The organism is Sorangium sp. So ce426 (genome assembly GCF_051475585.1).
Classification (GTDB): domain Bacteria; phylum Myxococcota_A; class Polyangia; order Polyangiales; family Polyangiaceae; genus Sorangium; species Sorangium cellulosum_B.
The window spans coordinates 9,708,751-9,728,725 of the sequence record NZ_CP150341.1 but is presented as its reverse complement, the minus strand read 5'-3'; the positions used below and the strand labels follow the sequence as shown (position 1 = coordinate 9,728,725).

Here is a 19,975-nt window from a genome sequence, read left to right as displayed (position 1 = left end):
CGGTGAAGCGCGGTCCTCTCGCGCACGTGTGAGCTCGTTCAGGAACAGCGGCGCCCGCAGGCGCGCATCGGGAAGGCACGGCGCGGGGACCGGGCGCGCGGATGGCTTGATGCTCACCGCGTGTCCATGGGATTCTGCGGGCGAGCAACCCACCGACCCGACGGGCGGTGAGCCAGGGGATCATCCATGAAGCTGAAAACCTCGCGCGTATGGTTTCTCATGCGGCGCATCGATGTCGAGGCGGGCACGGCGAGTTGCCTTTTTGCGCCCCAGGAACTTTGGGGTCGGAACATGGACCTCGAGACCCTGGGCAGGCTGTGCGCCGAAGCATGGCACGACGACCTGCCCGAGGCGGACCGCGCATGGGCCGAGGCGCATCGTGAGAAATTCGGGAGGTGGGTCGACGGTTCGCGGCTCGAGGCCATCCGCCCGAGGGTGGACGCGGGCTCTCCCGAGAGCCTCACGGGCAGGTTCGGCAAGGAGCCCGCTCCGCCGTGGCCGATGCTGCTCGAAGCCGTCAAGAGCGCGTTTTTTACCTTCGTCGTCGACTTCGGGCAGACGGTCGCGGGCGAGGGCGAGGGCGCGACGGGCGATCCGACAGCGCGCCTCCACCGGACGTCCGTCTGGCGGGCGCTGGCGGTCGACGACGCCCCCGAGGTGGACCGGCCCTCGGCGCTCCGCGCCTTTCAGAGGGGGTTTCGGCGCGGGCGCCGCGGGCTCCCGAACTCCATGACGAGGCCCATCCGCCCGGTGGTGGAGGTTGCGCGGTCCTGGACGTTTAGGGCGCATCCTCTCCCCGGACCGAGCGCGGCGCGCAACCGAGCCCTCGCGGACGCGTTGCGTCACACAACGGTTCTCAAGGAGTCGGCGGTGCTGCTGCAGGAACTGCGCGATCTCTATGCGAGCGCCTGGCGAGACGACGTGCCGGAGGAGGACCGCGAATGGGCCGAGTCCTACCGCCACTCCTGCGTGAACGAGGTCAACCGTCGCCGGCGAGACGCCGTGGCCCAGAGCGCGTACGAGGGCTATCTCCAGAGCAGCGACGGGCTCTTCGACGGAGAGCCCGCAAGGCCGTGGCCGAACCTGAGAGGCTACGACTCGGACCCATGGCGCGCTCTCGTGGATGCCGTCGAGGACGCGCCCGAAGGCGAGAGCGAGCTCGCGACCGCCGAGGCGGCAGCGCGCGAATTCTGGGACTCGCTCTACCGGGAGGCCCCGCCGTGGGACAGCGACCCGGCCAAGGAGCACTGGCTCGCGGCGGTCCGCGCCGCGCGACGAAAGGGGCTGTCCAGCGATGCTCCGCCGGACGGAGGGGCGTAGCGCTCACGGGCTCCCGTTTGCCTTTGGCACGGAACTGCCGCTCCCTCCGCCCCGGGTCTCGACTAAAATAAGACCCCATGCGCTTTTTTCATCGCTCCGGTGGGATCGTTTTCTTCATGAAGAGCGCTCGCACGCTCGCGCGCGCCGCCGGGGTGCTCGGCGCCGTGCTCTGCGCGGCGTGTGCTGCAGACCCCGAGGCCCCGCCGCCCGAGATCTCGGTCGGCACGGTCGACGGCACGGACGCCGTGCTCGCCCTCGTGCGCGGCGAGGGCACGGTCACGCTCTACGTCTGCGGCGGCGTGAGCAGCTACGCGACCATGACCCGGTGGTTCGAGGGACCCGAGGACCCGAGCGGCGCGTTCTCGCTCGCGAGCGACGGGTGGACGGCGACCGCCGATCCAGGCGGCGAATCCGGCCGGCTGCGCACGCCCGGCGGCGCGGAGCTCGCCTTCCGCGCGCGCCCCGCGGCGCTCGACCGCATCGAGGGCCTCTACGCGGCGGTCGACGGCGGATGCCGCACCGGCGCCGTCGTCTTCACGCCCGACGACGCCGAAGCGCCAGCGCTCCAGGGCACCTGGTGCGGCGCCGGCGATCTCTATGCCCAGGTGACGCCGATCCGCCCGCTGTCGGTGCTCGATCGGCGCGGGATCGAGGTGCAGGTCGAGCTCAGCGGCGCACGGAAGAAGCTGCTCGTGACCCCGCTCGTGCGACCCTGAGCCCCGCCACGCCTCCGCCGTCCCGCCGCAGCTCCGCCGTCCGCCCGCTCTGGCGTTGAATCCAGCCCCCGTCCGATCGAAGGTCGGCCCATGGCGGACGCAGCCCGGTCGCGGAGGCGGCACCTTGCCCTGCCCGCGTCGCGCTTCATCGGCCGGGAGGGCGAGCTCGTCGCGATCGCCGAGCTGTTCCGGCGCGGCGAACGGCTCGTCACCCTCTGGGGCCCGGCCGGCATGGGCAAGACGCGGCTCGCCCTGGAGCTCGCCAGCCGCTGGGCCGAGGCGCACGCCGGCGAGGCCGTGTGGCTCTGCGAGCTCACCGCGTGCCGCGACCTGCGCGCCGTCTGCGGCGCTGTCGCGCGCGCGATCGGGGCGCAGGTCGCGGCAGGGCGCCGGGAAGCGACGCTCGTCGAGCGGATCGGCCGCGCCCTCGCGACCGAGGGGCCGGCGCTGCTCGTGCTCGACAACCTGGAGCACGTGCTCGAGCAGGCCGCGCCGGCCCTCGACGCGTGGGTGCGCGCGGCGCCCGAGCTCCGCTTCCTCGCGACGTCGCGCGAGCGCACCCGCCTGGCGGGGGAGATCAGCTACGAGCTCGGCCCCCTCGGCCTCCCCGCGGAGGGCTCGACCGAGCGCACCGCGGCCGTGGCGCTCTTCCTCGATCGCGCGGCGGCCCACCGCGCTTCCGCGCCGCCGCCGCCGCCCGGCGGCGAGCACCTCGCCGATGTCGCCGCGCTGGTGCGGCGGCTCGAGGGCATCCCGCTCGCGATCGAGCTCGCGGCGGCGCGCGAGGGCGTGCTCGGCGTGCGCGGCCTGCTCGCGCGGCTCGGGAGCCGGCTCGACCTGCTCGCGGGCGCGGCGCGCGGCAGGGAGGCGCGGCAGGCGACGCTGCGCGGCGCGATCGAGTGGTCGTGGGACCTCCTCGACGACCGCGAGCGACGGGCGCTCGCCTGCTGCTCCGCCTTCCACGGGCCGTTCACGCTCGCGGCGGCCGCCGCCGTCCTCGTGGAGCCCGACGCGGCCGCGATCGATCGGATCGAGGCGCTGCGCGACAAGTCGCTGCTCCGCGCGGCGCCCCCGAGGAGCGACGGGGCGACGCGCTTCGCGCTCTACGAGGTGGTGCGAGAGCTCGCCGCCGAGAAGCTCGCCGAGCGCGGGGAGCGCGAGGCCGCGATCGAGCGGCACGCGGCGTTCTACCTGGCCGCCGGCGAGGCCGCGGCCGCGGACTTCGAGCGGCGCGGCGCGCTCGACGCGCTCAACCGCATCGCCGGCGATCTGGAGGAGCTGCTCGCCGTCGCCGAGGGCGCGCTCGCCCTGGCGACGGCGCCCCGCGCCGGCGCCGAGGCGGCGGCCGAGCGCGCGCTGCGGGCGCTCTGCGCCGTCGAGCCGGTGCTCAGCACCCGGGGGCCGTTCGGGGCGCAGCTCGAGCTGCTCGACCGCGCGCTCGCGGCGGCCGAGGCGCTCGCGGCCGATCCGCGCGTCGTGGCCCGCGCGCTCGCGGCGCGGGGGCGCGCGCGGCGGCTCCGAGGGCAGGCGGAGGCCGCGCTCGAGGACCTCGAGCGCGCCCGCGCGCAGGCGGCGGCGCTCGGCGCAGAGGCGCTCCTCTCGGGGATCCTCGCGGATCTCGGCGTGCTCCACCACGGCCGGCGCGACATGGAGCGCGCGCGCGACCACTACACGCAGGCGCTCGCGCTCCACCGCGCCCTCGGCGACCGCCGCGCCGAGGGGCGGGTGCTCGGCAACCTCGGGGCGCTCCACCACGACGAGCGCCGCGAGGGCGAGGCCGCCGCCTGCTACGCGCAGGCGATCGCGATGGCGGCGGAGATCGGCGACGGCCGGATGGAGGGCATCTTCTCGACGAACGCCGGCCTGCTCGAGCAGGAGCGCGGGGCGCCCGCGCAGGCGCGGCGGCGCTACGAGCGCGCCGCCGCGATCCTCGGCGAGGTGGGCGACCTCCGGCTGCTCGCGATCACGCTCGGCAACCTCGGCGCGCTCCACCACGAGGAGGGGCGCCTCCCCGACGCGCGCGCGTGCCACGGCCGCGCGGTGGGGCTGCTCCGCGAGGTGGGGGACCGCCGCTCCGAGGGGATCGCCCTCTGCCGCCTCGGGGCGGCGCTCGCGTCGGTCGGCGAGGTGGAGGAGGCGCGGCGCGCGATCGAGCCCGCGGAGCGGCTGCTCGCGCAGCTCGGGGACGAGCCCGACGTGGAGCTCGCGCGGGTGGCGTCCGGCTTCGTCGACCTCGCGCTCGCCCAGGCGGCGCGCCGCGCGGGGCGGGGGGAGGAAGCGGCGGCGCACGCGGGCGCGGCGCGGCGCAGGATCGGGCGCGCCCGGGAGGGATCGCCGTCGAGCGCGAGCCGATCCGACGACGTGCGGCTGCTGCTCCGGATCCTGGAGCGCAGCCTGGCGGCGCTGGGCGGCCTGCCCGAGGCGCGGGCGGAGGGCGAGCTCCTCCTGACCGAGGGGGCGCGCTTCGTCCGCCCGCCGGGCGGCGGCTGGCACGACCTGCGCGAGCGCCACGCGGCGCGGCGCCTGCTGCACGCGCTGGCCGAGCAGCAGCGGTCTGCGCCCGGCCGAGGGCTCTCCCTGGCCGCGCTGAAGGAGGCGGGGTGGCCCGGCGAGCGGATCTTGCCGGACGCGGCGGCGAACCGGATCTACGTGGCGATGAACCAGCTGCGGAAGCTCGGGATGAAGCCGTGGCTCCGGAGAGACGCAGACGGGTACTCGCTGGATCCAGCGCTGCCGGTCCACTACGTCGCGGTGGAGCCGGCCGCGGGGGGAGGGGGCGAGTCGCGCGGGGGGGAGACGGGCGAGGGCGGGGGGGAGCGGCGGTAGGGGGCCTGCAGAATGGATGGGAGAGCAAGGGCGGGGGAGCCGCGGGAGGGCGCGCGAGTCGGTTTAAGGGGGGATTAAGGGGTGGTCCTGCGGCGGGGACGTAGCCTGTTCGGCGGAGGTCGCGCCATGCGTATCATCGCTTCTGCTCTGCTGCTCTTTGCCCCTGCCATCACCCTCGCCGCGTGCGGTGAGATCCGTGTGCTCGATCCGGAGGTCGATTCGAGCAGCGCCCCAGGCGCGGGATCGGGAGGATCCAGCGGCGATGGCGTGGGGGCCGCAGGCGCGGGTGGCGGCGGGAGCGCGGGTGGCGGCGGGAGCGCGGGTGGCGGCGGGAGCGCGGGTGGCGGCGGGAGCGCGGGTGGCGGCGGGAGCGCGGGTGGCGGCGGGGGCGCGGGTGGCGGCGGGGGCGCGGGTGGCGGCGGGGGCGCGGGTGGCGGCGGGGGATCGCCGCTAGCGGAGGCCTGGCACCAGCAGATTTCGGGACCCGGGACGGAGGAGGCCACGGCCCTCGCGATCGATAGCGAGGCAAACGTCGTCCTGGCCGGCTGGTCGGGGGGAGCAGCCGATTTCGGCGCCGGCGCCACGCCGCTCGTCGGCGACGCGGACATCTTCGTCGCCACGTATGCAGACGACGGCGCCTTGCGCTGGGTCCGGCGCTTCGGCGGCGGCAGCCGCGTGATGGCCACGGGGGTCGCGGTCGACGGAAACGACGGCATCGCCGTCATCGGCCACTACGCGAACGGTCCGCTCCAGGCCGGCGACCTCGTCCTGGAAGAGCTGGAACGAGACGACCCGAGGACCTCCTCGAGCGACATCTTCGTGCTCGCGCTCGATCGGGACGGCGCCCCGCGCTGGATGCACCGCCTGGGCGGCGGCGGCTTCGACTTCGGAGGCCGCGTGGCCGTCGGTCCCGGAAACAACGTCAGTGTCGCCGCTCAAGCCGGGGGCCGCCTTACCCTCGCCAGGTTCGCCGCCGACGGGACGACCCGCTTCGCGACGGACGTGGGAAACCTGAGCGGATCCATCACGTACGCGATCAGCGGGATGGCCGTGGATCTCCACGGCGACATCCTCGTCGCAGGGACTTTCTCTGGTGACGCCGACCTCGGCGGGGGCTCCACCACCGGGCTGAGAGGCGCTCAGGCCTGGGTGGCGAAGTACTCGGGGGAGGACGGCGCCCACCTCTGGTCGAGGCACTTCGGCGCCCCCCAAGACAGTAGTGAAATCAGCGGCGACGTGGCGAAGGCGCTGATCGTGGACGAGCACGGCGACGTGCTGATCGCCGGTCAGTTCGCGCGGGGCGCCGATCTCGGGGAGGGGCGAATCGACGGTATACGGGGCAATTTCCTCATGAAGCTCGCCGGCGAGGACGGCGCGATCCGCTGGGTGAACGCGCTCCCGGGCGCACAGTACTTCGGCTCGACCAGCCTCTCGTTCGCGCCCGACGGCAGGGTCGCGCTCATCATCTCGCTCGCGCCACCCTTCGACTCCTTCGACCTCGGCGGCGCCTCGGTGAACACGCGGGGAACCTACATCGCCACCTACGAGCCAGGCACCGGGGCGTTCGTCGCGCAGCGTCGGATCGTCGAGCTCGGCGAGGAGTTCGGGAACATCAGCCTCGCCGCCTCCGTGCTCGACGCGAAAGGACACCTGTCGTTCGTGACGAGCTTCAGTTTCTCCGGGCCGACCGGCTTCGGCGTCCTTGAGAGCGAGGGCTGGGCGACCGACATCCTCCTCGCGCACGTGCCCCTCTGAGACGACATATCCTGCTGCGCGGCGCTGGCGCTCCGCTGCGCGGTTCAGGCGCCGCTGCGGCCCGGCACTGGCGCTCTGCTGCGCGGGCCCGGCGTTCTCCTGCGCGGCCTCCGCACCCCTCCTGCGCGCCCCTGGCGCCCTTGCTGCGCGGGCCCGGCGTTCTCCTGCGCGGCCTCCGCACCCCTCCTGCGCGCCCCTGGCGCCCTTGCTGCGCGGGCCCGACGCTCTGCTGTGCGGCCTCCGCACCCCTCCTGCGCACCCTCTTGTGTGTCCTCTGTTACGATCGCGCGGGTCCTGCGCGGCTCCGCCGCCCCTCCCGCGCGCCCTCTTATGTGTCCTCTGTTACGATCGCGCGGGTTCTGCGCGGCCCCGCCGCCCCTCCTGCGCCGCCTCAGCGCCCTCCTGCGCGTCCGACGTGCCCTCCTGCGCACCCCCATCCCGCCCGGCGAACACGCTCTCCGCGGGCCTGCGGAATGGATGAGAGAGCAAGGGCGATGGCGCCGCGGGAGGGGCGCGCGAATCGCTTTAAGATGGGATTAAGGGGCGATCCTCGAGCGGGGACGTAGCCTGCTGCGCGGAGGTCACGCCATGCGCATTATCGCTTCTGTTCTGTTGATCCTTGTCCCTGCCATCCTCCTCGCCGGATGCGGTGAGGGGGAGGGCCGTGACGCCGATCCAGCCGTCAATTCGAGCGGCGCTTATAGCGCTGGATCGGGAGGATCCGGCGGTGACGGTGTGGGGGGTTGGGGCGGCGGTCCGGGGCAGGGCGGTGGTCCGGGTGAGGGCGGCGGTCCGGGTGAGGGCGGTGGCCCGAGTGAGGGCGGTGGCCCGAGTGAGGGCGGCGGTCCGAGTGAGGGCGGCGGTGGAGCAGAGCCGTCCGGCGAGCCGGTGGAATGCGCGAAACCACCCCACTTCGCGGCTGGCAAGCAGCCGGTGGTGTTCCTCCACGTGGCTCCCGGAGGGACGGACGCCGCGGGCTGCGGGACGGAGGAGGCGCCGTGCTCGACCGTCGCCGCGGCCGTGAGCGCGGCGACTCCGGGGACGGCGGTGCGGATCCACGCCGGCACGTACGAGCCCGAACAGATCAGCGACGTCGCCGGCACCGCCGAGGCGCCGATCTGGATCGGCGGTGCGCCGGGGGAGGAGCGGCCGGTATTCGCCGGTGGGACCCCGATCCTGCACTTCTCGCGGCTGCGCCACGTGGTGGTGCACGACCTCGAGATCGCTCATATCGCACCTTCGGGAGAGGATATCCCCGCGTTCATCGTCGATGACGGCGAGGTGTACGCCGATCCGACGGCGACGCAATTCGTCGCCGTCGAGCGCGTGTCAGTGCGCGACGTCGACACATATAACGCCGCGGCTGTGCGCTTGGCCGGGGTCCACGACTTCTGGCTGCTGGACAGCGAGATCGTCGCCCTGGACACGTCTGACGGGCTCGAGATCATCGGCTCGCACCGCGGCGTGGTCGCCGGCAACGCGGTCAACGGGACGAGCGGCGCCGCCGTCGTGCTCGGGGGCGGAAGCTCGGACGTCGAGATCCGCAACAATCGCATCTTCGATACCATCGGGGGCTACGGGGTCAGGCTCGGCACGATCGTGTCGCCCGAGGAGTTTCGCCCGCCGCTCGTGCCGGGGGTCGACAACATCGAGGTGCAGGACGTACGCGTGCTCGGAAACCTGATCGTGGCGCCCGGCGTGGGGGTCTCTTTCAACGGCTGTGTGGGGTGCCTGGTCGCCAACAACACCATCGTGTTCCCGAACCACAGCCTGCTGTCGTACTTCCGCGGGATGGCGGACGAGCTCGGAGGGTACGTGTTCCGGACGACGGAGGACAATCGCTTCGTCAACAACATCACGTACTATCGCCGCAGCGACGTCGGGGCGGTGGAATTTATCCCGTCCTCCACGCCGTTCCCGACGCTGATGACGAATTCATTGCAAACGAACCTATGGTACGCCGTCGACGATCCGAAGGCGTCGAGTCCGGTCGGGTCGCCGCTGACGGAGGAAGGCTCGATCGCGGGGATCGATCCGGGGTTCGTCGACGTCGCCGGCGGGGATGTTCACCTCAAGCCGGACAGCCCCGCCGTGAGCAGCGGGACGCCGCTCGCGGCGCTGTCGACCGATCTCGACGGAGCTTGCTTCGACGACCCACCTTCGCGCGGCGCGCTTCAATAGCAGCAAGGGCGAACCTCGCCCGCAGACGATCGAGAGCCCTCAGAAACGATGGGAGGCGCGGTTCCCCGGAGGCGCCGGGTACGGACGCGAAAGGACACCTGATGACCGTGATGAGCCTCACCGAGGCACAGGAGCGTGAGGGCTGGCTCGGCTTCCTCCTCGCGCGCCTGCCGCTCTGAGACGGACGGCTCGCCTCGAGCGTCACCCGTCCTCCTCCAGCTCCTCTCCTCCACCCTCCGCCTGCCCCTTCTCGGCAGCCTCTCGCGCGAGCGCACCCGCATGAATCGCCCGCACCTCGTCGATCGTGCTGGCCTCCCCTGCAGCCTTGTCAGGCCGGTATCTCCTCACCCGCGCAGACCGCAGCGCGACCCCCCCAGGGTACCGCGGACTCGCCTGCACGCCGTCGAAGGCGACCTCGACGACGATCTCCGGCCGCACGTACACCGTGTCTGCGTCGCGGCCGATCTCGAGCTCCAGCAGCCGCTGCGTCTGCCACGCGAGCACCTCGTCGCTCATGCCCTTGAACGTCTTGCCGAGCAGGACGAAGCCCCCGGCCGCGGGATCGCGCGCCCCGAGGTGGAGGTTGCTGAGCAGCCCCCGGCGCCGGCCGGTCCCCCAGTCGGCCGCGAGCACCACCAGGTCGAGGGTGCGCGCCCGCTTCACCTTGAGCCACGAGCCGCGGCGCCGCCCCGCCTCGTAGGGCGCGGCGAGCGACTTGGCGATCACGCCCTCATGGCCGCGGGCGAGCGCGTCGGCGAAGAACGCCTCGGCCTCGGCCGCCGTCGGCAGCTCGATGCGCGGGACCCGCAGCGACCGGTCGAGCACCTGCCGGAGCGCGGCCGTGCGCTCGCTGCCGGGCCGGTCGAGCAGATCCTCGCCGTCGAGGTGCAGCACGTCGAAGAACAGGGCGCGCAGCGGCAGCTCGGCGCGCAGCGCGGCCGCGTCGTGCGCGCGGCCGAAGCGGCGCATCGTGACCTGGAACGGATGCGGCCCGCCGTCCGCACGAAAGGTGAGCGCCTCGCCGTCGAGCACGACCGAGCGGACCGGGAGCGCCCGGACGATCTCGACAATCTCGGGGACCGCCTTCGTCACCGGGCCGAGGCCGCGGCTGAAGACGCGCACCTCGTCGCCGGCCTTGTGCGCCTGCACGCGCACGCCGTCGAGCTTCCACTCCAGCGCCATCGCGCGGAGCTCGCTCAGCGCCGTCGCGACGTCCTCGGCCGACTGCGCCAGCATCGGCTGCACGGGGCGGAGCAGCTGCAGCGAGAAGCGCTGGAGGCCGAGCGCCCCCTCGAGGAGCGCGGTCTTGGCCACCTCCGCCGCGTCGCCGGCCAGCATCACCGCGCGCCGCAGCGAGGCCGGCGGCACCCGCGCCGCGCGCGCCACCGCGTCGACCATGACCGGCTCGAGCCTCTCCTGGCGGAGCTCGCCGGCGAGGAGCCGCGCGAAGAAGTCGCGCTCGCGATCGGTGGCGCGCGCGAACAGCCCCGCCAGCGCCGCGCGGCGCTCCCCTCCGGCCCCCGGCCCCGAGGCGCGCGCGATCTCCGTGAAGACCGCGTCGGCGTCCCCCAGGGTGAGCGCAGGCTGCGCGACGGAGGGAGAGGCCCGGCGGGCCTCGGCGAACACCGAAGGCCCGAGGCCGAGCCGCCCCTGGCGCAGCCGACCGGTGAGCCAGTCGACGCCGATCTGCACCTCCGCGGGCGAGAGGCGGCGCAGGAGCGCGGCGAACGCGCCGATCTTCTCGACACGGCGAGAGAGCGCGGCGACACGCTCGGTGGTGGCGACAAGGTCGGAAACGAGCACGCGGGCAACCCTACCCTGGCACCTCGAGAGCTCACGCTCGACGGGTCTTTTGACGAGGCCGCTGCAGGTGTCCTCCGCAACCGAGCCGGGGAACTCCGCAGGATCGAACCTGGCCCATGGGCGCCAAGTGTTCTCCGCATGGGCCGAGACAGCCTACCAAAGGGTGTAACGCGCCGGAGCAGAAAAGCGCTCTCCCGCGCCGGAATGACGGTCACTCCCGCTTGCAACCACTTGCGGGGAGGGGCGAAGAATTATCATGTCATCTGCAGGCGAGTGCCTCGCTCGGTCGCCGCCGGCGCCGCGAGCAGGCGAGAGCGCGATCGCCTTTCATGAGGATCTCGCGCGCCGGATCTCGGGTGCTGCGCGCCGTCGATTCGCCAGGTGCGAAGCGCCCGACGCGCCTGCGCCGCCGCGCGGGGGGGAGAGCGCGCGCGGGGCTGCCCCGCCGTGGCCGCGGACTGCCGAATACGCCGCGAGATGGCCCCAGCCGCGCCCGTCTCCCTCGACGGCGCGATCGCTCCGTTTAGTTGACCTCCGCCGCGGGCCTTGATACCGGGTTGGCGGTCGGCACGCCGTGGGCAGGTGAACACGGCGGGCGGGCGCGGTTTTCCTCAACCACAGCTCAGGAATAGCGCCCTCCACTGACAAGGCCGCGGATTTTGGCCTTGGGAGCAGCTGGCTTGGTTTTTGCGCAGCACCTCTCCGGCAGCTGGACTGTACTGGAAGGAGCTGACGTGGTGTTGGTGTCCGCACGGGAAGGCGACGGAGGTTCTTCGATGGTGGAGCGGCAAGTCCGGAAGCGGGTGGGCGTCGTGATGGGCGGCTCGTCGGGTGAGCGCGACGTGTCCCTGCGCTCGGGCGCGGCCGTCGCCGAGGCGCTCGAGGCCCGCGGGTACGATGTCGTGCGGATCACACTCGGGGACAGGTTCGGCGCGGAGCTCTGCGCGACGCTGCAGCGCGCGCGGCTCGACGCGGCCTTCCTGGCACTGCACGGACGTCTCGGTGAGGACGGGTGCGTGCAAGGCGTCCTGGAGCTGGCCCAGGTCCCGTACACCGGGTCGAGCGTGCTCGGGAGCGCCCTTGCGATGGACAAGCTGAAGGCCAAGGAGATGTTCCGGCTGCACAACGTGCCGACGCCTCCCTACTACACTGTGGGTGCGAATCAGGACCTCGAGGAGCTCGATGCCGTCCATGGCTCGTTCGGGTTCCCCGTCATCGTCAAGCCGCGCGGCGAGGGGTCGAGCCTCGGCGTGACCAAGGTCGGGTCGCTCGAGGAGCTGAAGTCGGCGCTCGCGCTGGCGTTCGAGTTCGACGACGCCGCCATCGTGGAGCGGTTCGTGGCGGGGACCGAGGTCAACGTGGGGATCCTGGACGGGAAGGTCCTTGGCGCGATCGAGATCGTCCCGAAGAAGGGGCTCTATGACTACGAGGCCAAGTACACGCCGGGCATGACCGAGTACCACATGCCGGCGCGCCTCCCGCCGACCCGCTACCGCGGCGTCCTGAACCTTGCGGAGCGGGCGGCGCAGGCGCTCGGGTGCACGGGGGCGGTGCGGGTGGATCTGCTCGTGACCGGCGGAGAGAACGAGTACGTGCTCGAGGTGAACACCCTGCCGGGCATGACCCAGACAAGCCTCCTGCCGAAGATCGCGGAGGCCGCAGGCTACGAGTTCGGCGATCTGTGCGAGGCCATCCTGGCGAGCGCCAGGCTGCACCAGCCGGTGCGGCGCCGCGCGCCCGCCGCCTCGGAGCTGCGGCTCAGCGAGCGGGGACAGGCCGAGAAGCGGCTGCGCCTCGTGAAGTCGGCGATCTGAAGCGCCCGCTCGAATTTTTTCGGGAAAATTCACAGGGAGGCGAGGAGACGGGGAGTAAAATCCCACCGATCTCCCCGTCTCCCTGTTCAATTTCCGCAATTACAGCGAGGACTCCTCGCCGCGTCTGGCGCTGCACCCGACCTCGGCCGCCTGGCTCGGTCCGCCCTGCCCCGGGACAGGCGCTAAGGCACGCGCTTCATCGTGATGAAGTCGGTCGCCATGCCCTCGACGATGGGCTTGAGCTTGAACACGTCGCCTTCACAGCGGTACTCGAAGAGGGTTCCGGGGCGGTCCATGCCTGAAAAGGCGTTGGTCGCGGGCACGGGCATGTCGCGGCCGCCGAGCGTGGCCTTGGTCTCGACGCGCAGCCCGCTCATGTCGGCGCGCGTCGTCTTCCAGCGACCGGGGCCCGCGGGCTCGTAATCCGCGCTGGAGCGGCCGTTCATCTTGAGCGTGATCCTCAGGGCCATCCCGGCCGTGGGCGCCTCGAATACGTTCTCGACGCCGCCCTCGCTCGTCTCGCACACGTAGCTGCCACGCTCGTTGCCGTTGAACGTGCAGATGTACTTCCCGCGCTCGCTGACGACGCGCGCGCCCGACGAGCTGCGCGCCAGCGTCTCGAGGAACATATCGGCATAGTCGTATTCCCACTTGCCTGTCGGGCAGCTCGCCGCCGGCGCCGCGGCGGACGCGCCGCTCGGGGCAGGCGCAGCCGCGGCGGTCGCGGCGGTCGCGCCCGCGGACGCAGGCGCGCTCGCGGACTCGGAGCGGTCACAGGCTGCGAGCGCAGCGATCGACACCAAGGTGAACGGGAGCAGGTGCGGACGTGCCATGCGCCGAGGGTACGCGTCCAGGCGCTCAGTTGCACGCATCCTCCCCGGCGGGGCCCGATAGCGCGCGCATAGACGATGGCGTGAAGCTCGCTCTTGCCCTCGGGGCTCACGCCGCGGCTCGTGCCGTCCATGAGGCGATCGGCTGATTGCTCGGGCTCCACCGCCCGTCAACTCCGCTACCCAACATGATAAAAATCGCGCCGATGACATCGACTTGTTTCCGCTCCACCGCCCCGTCACTGCGACGCACCGCCCTGGCCCTCGCCGCCGCCCTGACCCTGGCCGGTTGCTCGTCGGGCGGCGACTCGGGCGGCGACTCGCCGGCGCCCGCCGATCCCGTGCCCCTGACCGCGTTCTGCGCCGAATGGTCCGCCGCCCGCTGCGCCGGGGTGCAGCGCTGCTGCACCCAGACGACCGGCAAGTACGCCGACGACGCCGCCTGCGCCGCCGGCGAGACCGCTCTGTGCGAGGCGACGATGCTGCCCGCCCTCGGCAACCCCCAGTACATCTACGACGAACAGGCCGGCGGCGACCTCATCGCCCGCCTGCGCCGATCCGGCGACGGCTGCCGCGAGCCCGACGGCGGCCTGGCCATCACCGGCCTGCTGAAGCCGGCCCTGGAGCCGGGCAGCGCCTGCGACCTGGCCGGCGCCGCCGCGCTGGGCGGGAACCCCTGCAAGGGGACCATCTGCCAACCGGCCAGCTCCGAATCGACCGCCGGGACCTGCCTGGTGCTGCCCGCCGAGGGGGAGCTCTGCCCCGACCTGCTCTGCGCCGCCGGGCTGGCCTGCACCAGCGAGACGGACGGCCGCCGTTGTCGCCCCGCTCCGCCCTTGCCAGCCGAGGGGAGCCCTTGCGACAGCACCACGGACCTGTGCGCGCCCGGGCTCCGCTGCATGCCGACCGCGGCCGCCCTGCGCGCCTACTTCGCCGGCGGGGACTATCCCGAGGAGCGCACCTGCCAGCCCCTCCACAAGAACGGCGAGCTGGCCCTGGACCCTGGCGACTGCGCCAGCGGCCTCATGAAGATCACCTCCCAGGCCAGCCTGGCCGCCACATGCACCGCCTGCCGCAGCCACCAGGACTGCTCCAGCGTGAACACCGATACGTTCGACGGTCTGGTCAGCGTCGACACGTACAGCGGTTACTGCGACCAGGGCGTCTGTCACGACGGCCTGAACGACGTCGCCCCCGGCAGCAAGTCCGAAGGCGCCATCTGCTTCGACGTTGCGGAGTGCCGGTCCCTCAGCTGCGACCGCACTCCCAGCGCCTATGGCCACTGCCAGAAGGCGAATGTCGAGGCGCTGTTCTGCACGGCGCCGTTCACGGGCGGGGGCGCCGCCGCCGACGGGGGGACGGCGCTCACCAACGCCAGCTCGGGGTCCCGACCCGCAGCTCGCCCGTGAGGCCGGCGGCGCGGGGGCGGTGACCCGGCGGGGTTTGCGGGACTGCGCCGGGACCTCGCCGCCGCTGCTGATCGGGTGTGGCCCGCGAACGCCTCTTCGTTGGGGCCGCGTTGGGCCACGCGGGAAGAGGAGCCTGCCGCCCGTGTCCCGTGAAGCGACTGAGGTTGTCGACCATTCGGTCGTCCGCTCCTCCGCACGAGGGACGATGCCCAAGGACGAATTTGCGGTGGCGAACCGGTGCGATCGGTCGTTATCGACGGCATTTCGGCGGGGCATGGCGACGGATCGCAGCCCCTCGGAAGGTGTGGGCCCAACGCGGGCCCAATCACCGAGCTTGGCGCCTGGCGAACCCGGGATGACCGAGATGTCGCCTCGGGCCGCCGTCGTCGCCTCGCTCGCCAGCACCCTGAGCCGCGCCGTCGCCCTCGGGGACGTCGCGGCAGCCCGGGTCGTTCACGAGGCGATCGCTCGGCTGCTCGGGCTGCCGGTGGTCGAGCTCCGCAGGGTCTGAACTGCTGGCTTGTCTCCGGGGGGACGTTCAAGCGAACCTCAGAGTATGGCGCGCACGGCTCCGGTCCCGAACATCCCGGCCATTCCCGGCATGAACCCCGGCGTCTTCGTGATGGGCGGCGGCGGCGGCGGCGCCGGAGCGGGAGGACCCGGCGGCGGCGCCGGAGCGGGCCGGCAGGGCGCTGGGGGCGGGAGCGGCGGGAACCAGGCGCAGGGCGGCGGCAAGGGCGCCCCGGATCCGCAGCGCTTTCCGCTCTGCGGCACGAAGTCGCACCCGGTCGACGTCGCCACGGGGCGCGCGTTCACCCATCCCATCCTCATCGTCGAGCTGCCCGGACCCTTGCCGCTCCAACTGACGCGTAGCTACAGCGCCCAGGCGCACTGCCGCGACGTCGGCCTCGGGTGGGGATGGGCCCACAGCCTCGGCTGGCGCGTCGAGGAGCGCCGCCGCTCCATCGACGTCTGGACGGACCAGGGCACGCGCGTCTCCTTCCCGAAGTCGCTGCGCACGGGCGATGACGTGGTCTCCTCATTCGGCTTCCGCCTCCGCCGTGAGCCGTGGGGCTATGTCGTCGACCCGAACGACGGGCGACTCTACGCCTTCTCGGAGAAGCTCGGCGAGCACCTCTACCTGCTCACGGCGATCGAGGACAGGAACAAGAACCGCATCGCGCTCGTGTACGAGGATGGCCAGCTCGTCGAGGTGACGGACAGCGCCGGCCGGAAGCTCCGCGTGCGCAGGGACGGCGCTGGGCACATCGCCTCGATCGAGGTGAAGAACGCGCTGGAGCAGGGGCGGTGGATCGCCCTGGAGAGATACGATTACGACGCGCGCGGACGGCTCGTCACGGCGACCGACGCCGACGGCTTCTCCGCGCGCTACGAGTATGACGACGAGGCCCGGCTCACCGCCGACGTCGATCGGACCGGCCTCTGCTTCCATTTCGTGTACGACGCCCAGGGGCGGTGCATCGAGTCCTGGGGCGACTACCTATGCCGCCCCGATCCGAGCCTGGACCCGGACGTGCCCTCGGTGCTCGCCTCGGGCCGCCACCCCGCCAGGGGAGTCCACCACTGCGTCTTCGAGTACCTCGACGAGGACTACACGCACGTCATCGACTCGACGCACGTCGGGCATTTCGCGCACAACGCGTTCGGCCTGCTCACCATGGCGCACGACGCCGGGCCGTCGCCCGTGCGCGCCGTGTACGACGCGCGCGGGTTCCTCGCCGTCCTCGAGTATCCGGACGGCGGCTTCGAGCGCTTCGAGCGCGACGGGCGCGGGAACCTGGTTGGCTACACGAACCAGCTCGGCGCCTGTACGTCGATCATCCGGGATGAGGCGGGCTCCCCCGTCAAGATCACCGATCCGCATGGAGGGGTGACTCAGATCTTTCGCGACGCGCGGGGGAACCCGGAGCACATTGCGAATCCGCTGGGGCAAACCACCACCTACCGCCCCGACCAGCGGGGCCTGCTGCGCGAGCGGATTGATCCGAACGGGGCGAGGACATCGTACCAGGTTGACGCGCAGGGGAACCTGATCACGGTCGCGTCGCCGAACGGCGCGGTATGGCGCTTCCGGTACGACGCGCTCGGCCGGGTCACAGGGCGCACCGATCCGGCGGGCGCCGAGACGCGCTTCGTCTACTCCGATCGCGGCGACCTCATCGCGGTGATCGACCCCCAGGGAGGCGTCTCGCGGTATCAGTACGACGGGGAGCGGCACCTCGTGCGGGCCCAGAACCCGAGCGGGCATGTCACCGAGTGGGGGTGGGGCGGGTATCACCGGCTCTGCTGGCGCAAGGACGCGAACGGCCACGTGTCCCGCCTGCTCTACAACCGCGAGGGCGAGCTCACCACGGTCGTGAACGAGATCGGGGAGAAGCACCAGCTCCTTTACGATATCTATGGTCGGTTGATCGAGGAGCGCACGTTCGATGGGCGCGTACTGCGCTATCGCCTCGACGCGGCGGGGCGCCCGACGCGGGTCACGACGGGCGAGTCGATGGCGGCCGAGGCGGCGGGGCCGGCCGTGCATACCGATCTCGCGTACGATCTGGCGGGGCGCCTCGTCCAGCGGACGACCCCGGCGGGCGACGAGCATTTCGAGTACGACATGCTCGGCAACCTGGTCGAGACGCGCTGGCCCGGCGGGCGCATCGAGCTCGAGAGGGATCCGCTCGGCCAGATCGTCAAGGAGATCCAGGTCCTGGGGAGCGAGGCGCACGCAGTCGAGGCGCGGTACGACGCGCTGGGCAACCGGATCTCGCGACGCACAACGCTCGGGCACAGCGAGGCGATCGCGCGCGACGCGATGGGCTCGCGCGTGCGCACAGTGCTGGACGATGCGGCGTTGATCGAGCACGGGCTGGATCCCTTCGGTCGCGAGGTCTTCCGGCGTCTCCCGGGCGGCGGCGCGATCGGGACCTCGTACGACCCGCTGGGCCGCCTCTCGCAGCAGCGCCTCACGCGCCCTGGGGAGCGCCCGCCGACCGCGCCGGGCCATCCGGCGTGGGTGGGTGAGCCGCCCGACGCCGTCGTGGCGCTGATGAGCTACCGCCATGATCCGACCGGCGAGCTCGTGGCGCGGAGCGGCGGCGCGCGCGGGGTGACGGAGCTCCGCTACGATCCCGTGGGCCAGTTGCTCGCGATGACGCCCGAGGTGGGGCGGCGCGAGGTGTTCCGTTACGATCCCGCGGGCAACCTGCACGAGGGAGACGGCGCTCCGGAGCGCAGGTACGGCAGGGGCGGGAAGCTCCTCCGGAAGGGGAACGCGGAGTACCGCTGGGACGCCGAGGGGCGGCTCGTCGAGCGGCGCGAGGACGCAGGAGGGGACGAGCCGCGCGTCTACCGCTACGGCTGGAGCGGCGCAGGGCTGCTCGAGCGCGTCGATGCGCCGGACGGCGCCCGCGTCGAGTTCGAGTACGATCCGCTGGCGAGGCGTGTCCGGAAGCGAGTCCTCGCGTGGGACGAGGCGGCAGGCGCGCTGCGGCTCGCGCGCGAGACCCGGTTCGTGTGGGATGGAGACGTCCTGGTGCACGAGATCACGCGCTCTCCGGGCCAGAGCGCGGCCGCGCCTGGGGGCGCTGCGGCCTCGGTGCGGACCTATTGCTTCATGGACGACTCGTTCGTCCCGGCGGCGCACCGCGAGGCAGACGGGCGATGGATTCATTACGTTAACGATCCTGTCGGTACGCCGGAGCACCTCCTCGACGACGCGGGCGAGATCGTGGGCTCGCTGGATCGGCAGGCCTTCGGGCTCGAGGCACCGCGCGACGGCGACGCCAGCACCCCGCTGCGGTTCCCGGGGCAGTACGAGGACGCCGAGACCGGCCTCTACTACAATCGCTATCGCTATTACGACCCGGCCGATGGCATGTTCGTCTCCCCGGATCCGCTCGGCGTGGCCGGGGGGTCGGGTTACTACGGTTATGCGGTCAACCCGTTTGCATGGATCGATCCTTTCGGCCTCGCGTCGCTGCGCGAGGCCGAGCGGCTGCTGGAAGACTCCGAGAATCGCAGCTTCGGGAACAACGTGGGGCACGCGCGCGCGCACGTGCCGGGCCCGGGACAGGATCCGTCCGCGCTCGCGACCTCGCGGCCGACAAAGCAGACGAACACGGTCTTCCGCTCGCGCAACCAGGCGCTGCGCTCGCTGCGGGACATCATGACCCGCGACGACGCGGCCCTCCGCTCCCTCGCGCCGGGGCAGGTGCACTCGGGCTCCTACACGCCCAGGGAGACGCTAGAAGGGCTGGAGTCCCAGTCAGGGCAGCCTGCGCAGCGCGCGTGCGTGAATCGCGTCACCTACTCGATCGGGCGCCTTCCGAACGGTCAGCTCCACCTGCTACATTTCGCTCCTCGCCAATCATGAGCTCATCCAGCCAGCGAACCCTCGTCATTCTCGACGAGCGCGGCGCCGCCGCGCGCCTCCCGTCGCAGATCGCGTCGCTCGTGCAGGGGTACCGGATCATCTACCTCTCCGACACGCGCCACGCCCCCTACGGCACGCTTTCGCGGGTGTCGGCGGCCCGCCTCGTGCTCCTGTGCCTCGACCTGGTGCGGGGATACGGCATCTCCGCGGTGCTGCTGGCCAGCGCGGCGGCGTCCCGCGCGGCGCTCCCGGCCGTGCGGATAGCGTGCGCGCGGGCAGGAATCGCGCTCCACGAGGGCGCCTCGCTGGCCGCCAGGGAGGTGGTCCGCCGGCACCGCTTTGGCGACGTCGCCGTGCTCGGAGGCGAGATCGTGGATGAGCGCGCCGTCGCCAAGGCGCTCGCCGAGGCAGGGCTCTCGGCCCGCGCGCGGGCGGTGCCGCTCGATCTCGCCTCGCTGGGCGAGGCGGGCAAGGACGTGCTGGGCCGGCTCGTGGAAGCGCAGCGCGCGCAGGTGGGGACGTACGTGCTCGGCTCGTCGGGAGCCGCGAGCGTAGCGGATCTGATCCGCCGGTCCGATCCAGACGCCGTGATCGTCGAGACGGACACGGCGCTCGCGACGGAGGTCGCCGTGGAGCTGGAGGCCGAGCCGGCGGCGGGGAAGACGGCGTCCTCGGTGATTCGCTGCGCGACCGAGGCGTCCGAGCACTGGCAGGAGCGCATCGCGGAGCTCGCCGGTGTCGCGCCCGACGCCGTGGCCGGCCGGTGGGTCATGCCGGCGGGACCGGGCGAGGGGCCCTTCGCCGTCGCCATGGATGAGGACGGGGATCCGCTCGACTGAGGCGGCCGCGCGACACTGCCCGGTCTCAATGAGCTGGGGAGTCGGGACCTGGCCCGGGTCGCGCACCTCATCCCAGCAGCTTGTCCGTGAACGCG

12 protein-coding genes are annotated in these 19,975 nt (G+C 72.5%); 10 read left to right on the top strand and 2 right to left on the bottom strand.

Going from position 1 to position 19,975, the window contains the following annotated elements:
* The first annotated feature begins 186 nt into the window (after positions 1 to 186).
* The 5 genes from WMF44_RS36370 to WMF44_RS36350 all read left to right on the top strand — a co-directional run bounded on the left by WMF44_RS36370 (position 187) and on the right by WMF44_RS36350 (position 8,798).
* Entirely contained in the window at positions 187 to 1,320 is a 1,134-nt protein-coding gene (locus WMF44_RS36370) for a hypothetical protein (RefSeq protein ID WP_437294634.1), read from the top strand.
* Positions 1,321 to 1,436: 116 nt separating this feature from the next.
* Complete coding sequence (locus WMF44_RS36365) at positions 1,437 to 2,036, top strand: hypothetical protein (protein ID WP_437294633.1); 600 nt, start codon at positions 1,437 to 1,439, stop codon at positions 2,034 to 2,036.
* 90 nt (positions 2,037 to 2,126) lie between these two features.
* Positions 2,127 to 4,862 (top strand): ATP-binding protein, encoded by a 2,736-nt coding sequence (locus WMF44_RS36360; protein ID WP_437294632.1) that lies wholly within the window; start codon positions 2,127 to 2,129, stop codon positions 4,860 to 4,862.
* 126 nt (positions 4,863 to 4,988) lie between these two features.
* A complete protein-coding gene (locus WMF44_RS36355) occupies positions 4,989 to 6,617 on the top strand; it encodes a hypothetical protein (RefSeq protein WP_437294631.1) in 1,629 nt (542 codons plus the stop codon).
* 936 nt (positions 6,618 to 7,553) lie between these two features.
* Complete coding sequence (locus WMF44_RS36350; protein ID WP_437294630.1) at positions 7,554 to 8,798, top strand: hypothetical protein; 1,245 nt, start codon at positions 7,554 to 7,556, stop codon at positions 8,796 to 8,798.
* 201 nt (positions 8,799 to 8,999) lie between these two features.
* On the opposite strand, the gene WMF44_RS36345 is transcribed toward WMF44_RS36350, so the two are convergent.
* Complete coding sequence (locus WMF44_RS36345; RefSeq protein ID WP_437294629.1) at positions 9,000 to 10,601, bottom strand: ATP-dependent DNA ligase; 1,602 nt, start codon at positions 10,599 to 10,601, stop codon at positions 9,000 to 9,002.
* A gap of 776 nt (positions 10,602 to 11,377) precedes the next feature.
* Here WMF44_RS36345 and WMF44_RS36340 point away from each other — a divergent pair.
* Positions 11,378 to 12,415 carry a D-alanine--D-alanine ligase gene (locus WMF44_RS36340; protein ID WP_437294628.1) on the top strand — a complete coding sequence of 346 codons (1,038 nt, stop codon included), beginning with the start codon at positions 11,378 to 11,380 and terminating at the stop codon, positions 12,413 to 12,415.
* 182 nt (positions 12,416 to 12,597) lie between these two features.
* Here WMF44_RS36340 and WMF44_RS36335 read toward each other — a convergent pair whose 3' ends face one another.
* Entirely contained in the window at positions 12,598 to 13,248 is a 651-nt protein-coding gene (locus WMF44_RS36335) for a hypothetical protein (RefSeq protein ID WP_437294627.1), read from the bottom strand.
* Positions 13,249 to 13,451: 203 nt separating this feature from the next.
* Here WMF44_RS36335 and WMF44_RS36330 point away from each other — a divergent pair, with 203 nt between their 5' ends.
* The 4 genes from WMF44_RS36330 to WMF44_RS36315 all read left to right on the top strand — a co-directional run bounded on the left by WMF44_RS36330 (position 13,452) and on the right by WMF44_RS36315 (position 19,880).
* Entirely contained in the window at positions 13,452 to 14,654 is a 1,203-nt protein-coding gene (locus WMF44_RS36330) for a hypothetical protein (RefSeq protein ID WP_437294626.1), read from the top strand.
* A 364-nt stretch (positions 14,655 to 15,018) separates the two neighbouring features.
* A complete protein-coding gene (locus tag WMF44_RS36325) occupies positions 15,019 to 15,165 on the top strand; it encodes a hypothetical protein (RefSeq protein ID WP_437301705.1) in 147 nt (48 codons plus the stop codon).
* Between the two features lie 45 nt (positions 15,166 to 15,210).
* Complete coding sequence (locus WMF44_RS36320) at positions 15,211 to 19,041, top strand: RHS repeat-associated core domain-containing protein (RefSeq protein ID WP_437294625.1); 3,831 nt, start codon at positions 15,211 to 15,213, stop codon at positions 19,039 to 19,041.
* The gene (locus WMF44_RS36315; RefSeq protein WP_437294624.1) at positions 19,038 to 19,880 is read left to right on the top strand and encodes a hypothetical protein; all 843 of its coding nucleotides are present in this window, start codon (positions 19,038 to 19,040) and stop codon (positions 19,878 to 19,880) included. Before WMF44_RS36320 ends, WMF44_RS36315 begins: the two co-directional genes overlap by 4 nt.
* Positions 19,881 to 19,975: the final 95 nt, after the last annotated feature.

Coding starts and splice junctions, on each gene's coding strand:
- WMF44_RS36360 (WP_437294632.1), top strand. CDS start 2,127: ATGGCGGACGCAGCCCGGTCGCGGAGGCGGCACCTTGCCCTGCCCGCG.
- WMF44_RS36365 (WP_437294633.1), top strand. CDS start 1,437: ATGAAGAGCGCTCGCACGCTCGCGCGCGCCGCCGGGGTGCTCGGCGCC.
- WMF44_RS36315 (WP_437294624.1), top strand. CDS start 19,038: ATGAGCTCATCCAGCCAGCGAACCCTCGTCATTCTCGACGAGCGCGGC.
- WMF44_RS36330 (WP_437294626.1), top strand. CDS start 13,452: ATGACATCGACTTGTTTCCGCTCCACCGCCCCGTCACTGCGACGCACC.
- WMF44_RS36320 (WP_437294625.1), top strand. CDS start 15,211: ATGGCGCGCACGGCTCCGGTCCCGAACATCCCGGCCATTCCCGGCATG.
- WMF44_RS36340 (WP_437294628.1), top strand. CDS start 11,378: ATGGTGGAGCGGCAAGTCCGGAAGCGGGTGGGCGTCGTGATGGGCGGC.
- WMF44_RS36325 (WP_437301705.1), top strand. CDS start 15,019: ATGTCGCCTCGGGCCGCCGTCGTCGCCTCGCTCGCCAGCACCCTGAGC.
- WMF44_RS36370 (WP_437294634.1), top strand. CDS start 187: ATGAAGCTGAAAACCTCGCGCGTATGGTTTCTCATGCGGCGCATCGAT.
- WMF44_RS36335 (WP_437294627.1), bottom strand. CDS start 13,248: ATGGCACGTCCGCACCTGCTCCCGTTCACCTTGGTGTCGATCGCTGCG.
- WMF44_RS36355 (WP_437294631.1), top strand. CDS start 4,989: ATGCGTATCATCGCTTCTGCTCTGCTGCTCTTTGCCCCTGCCATCACC.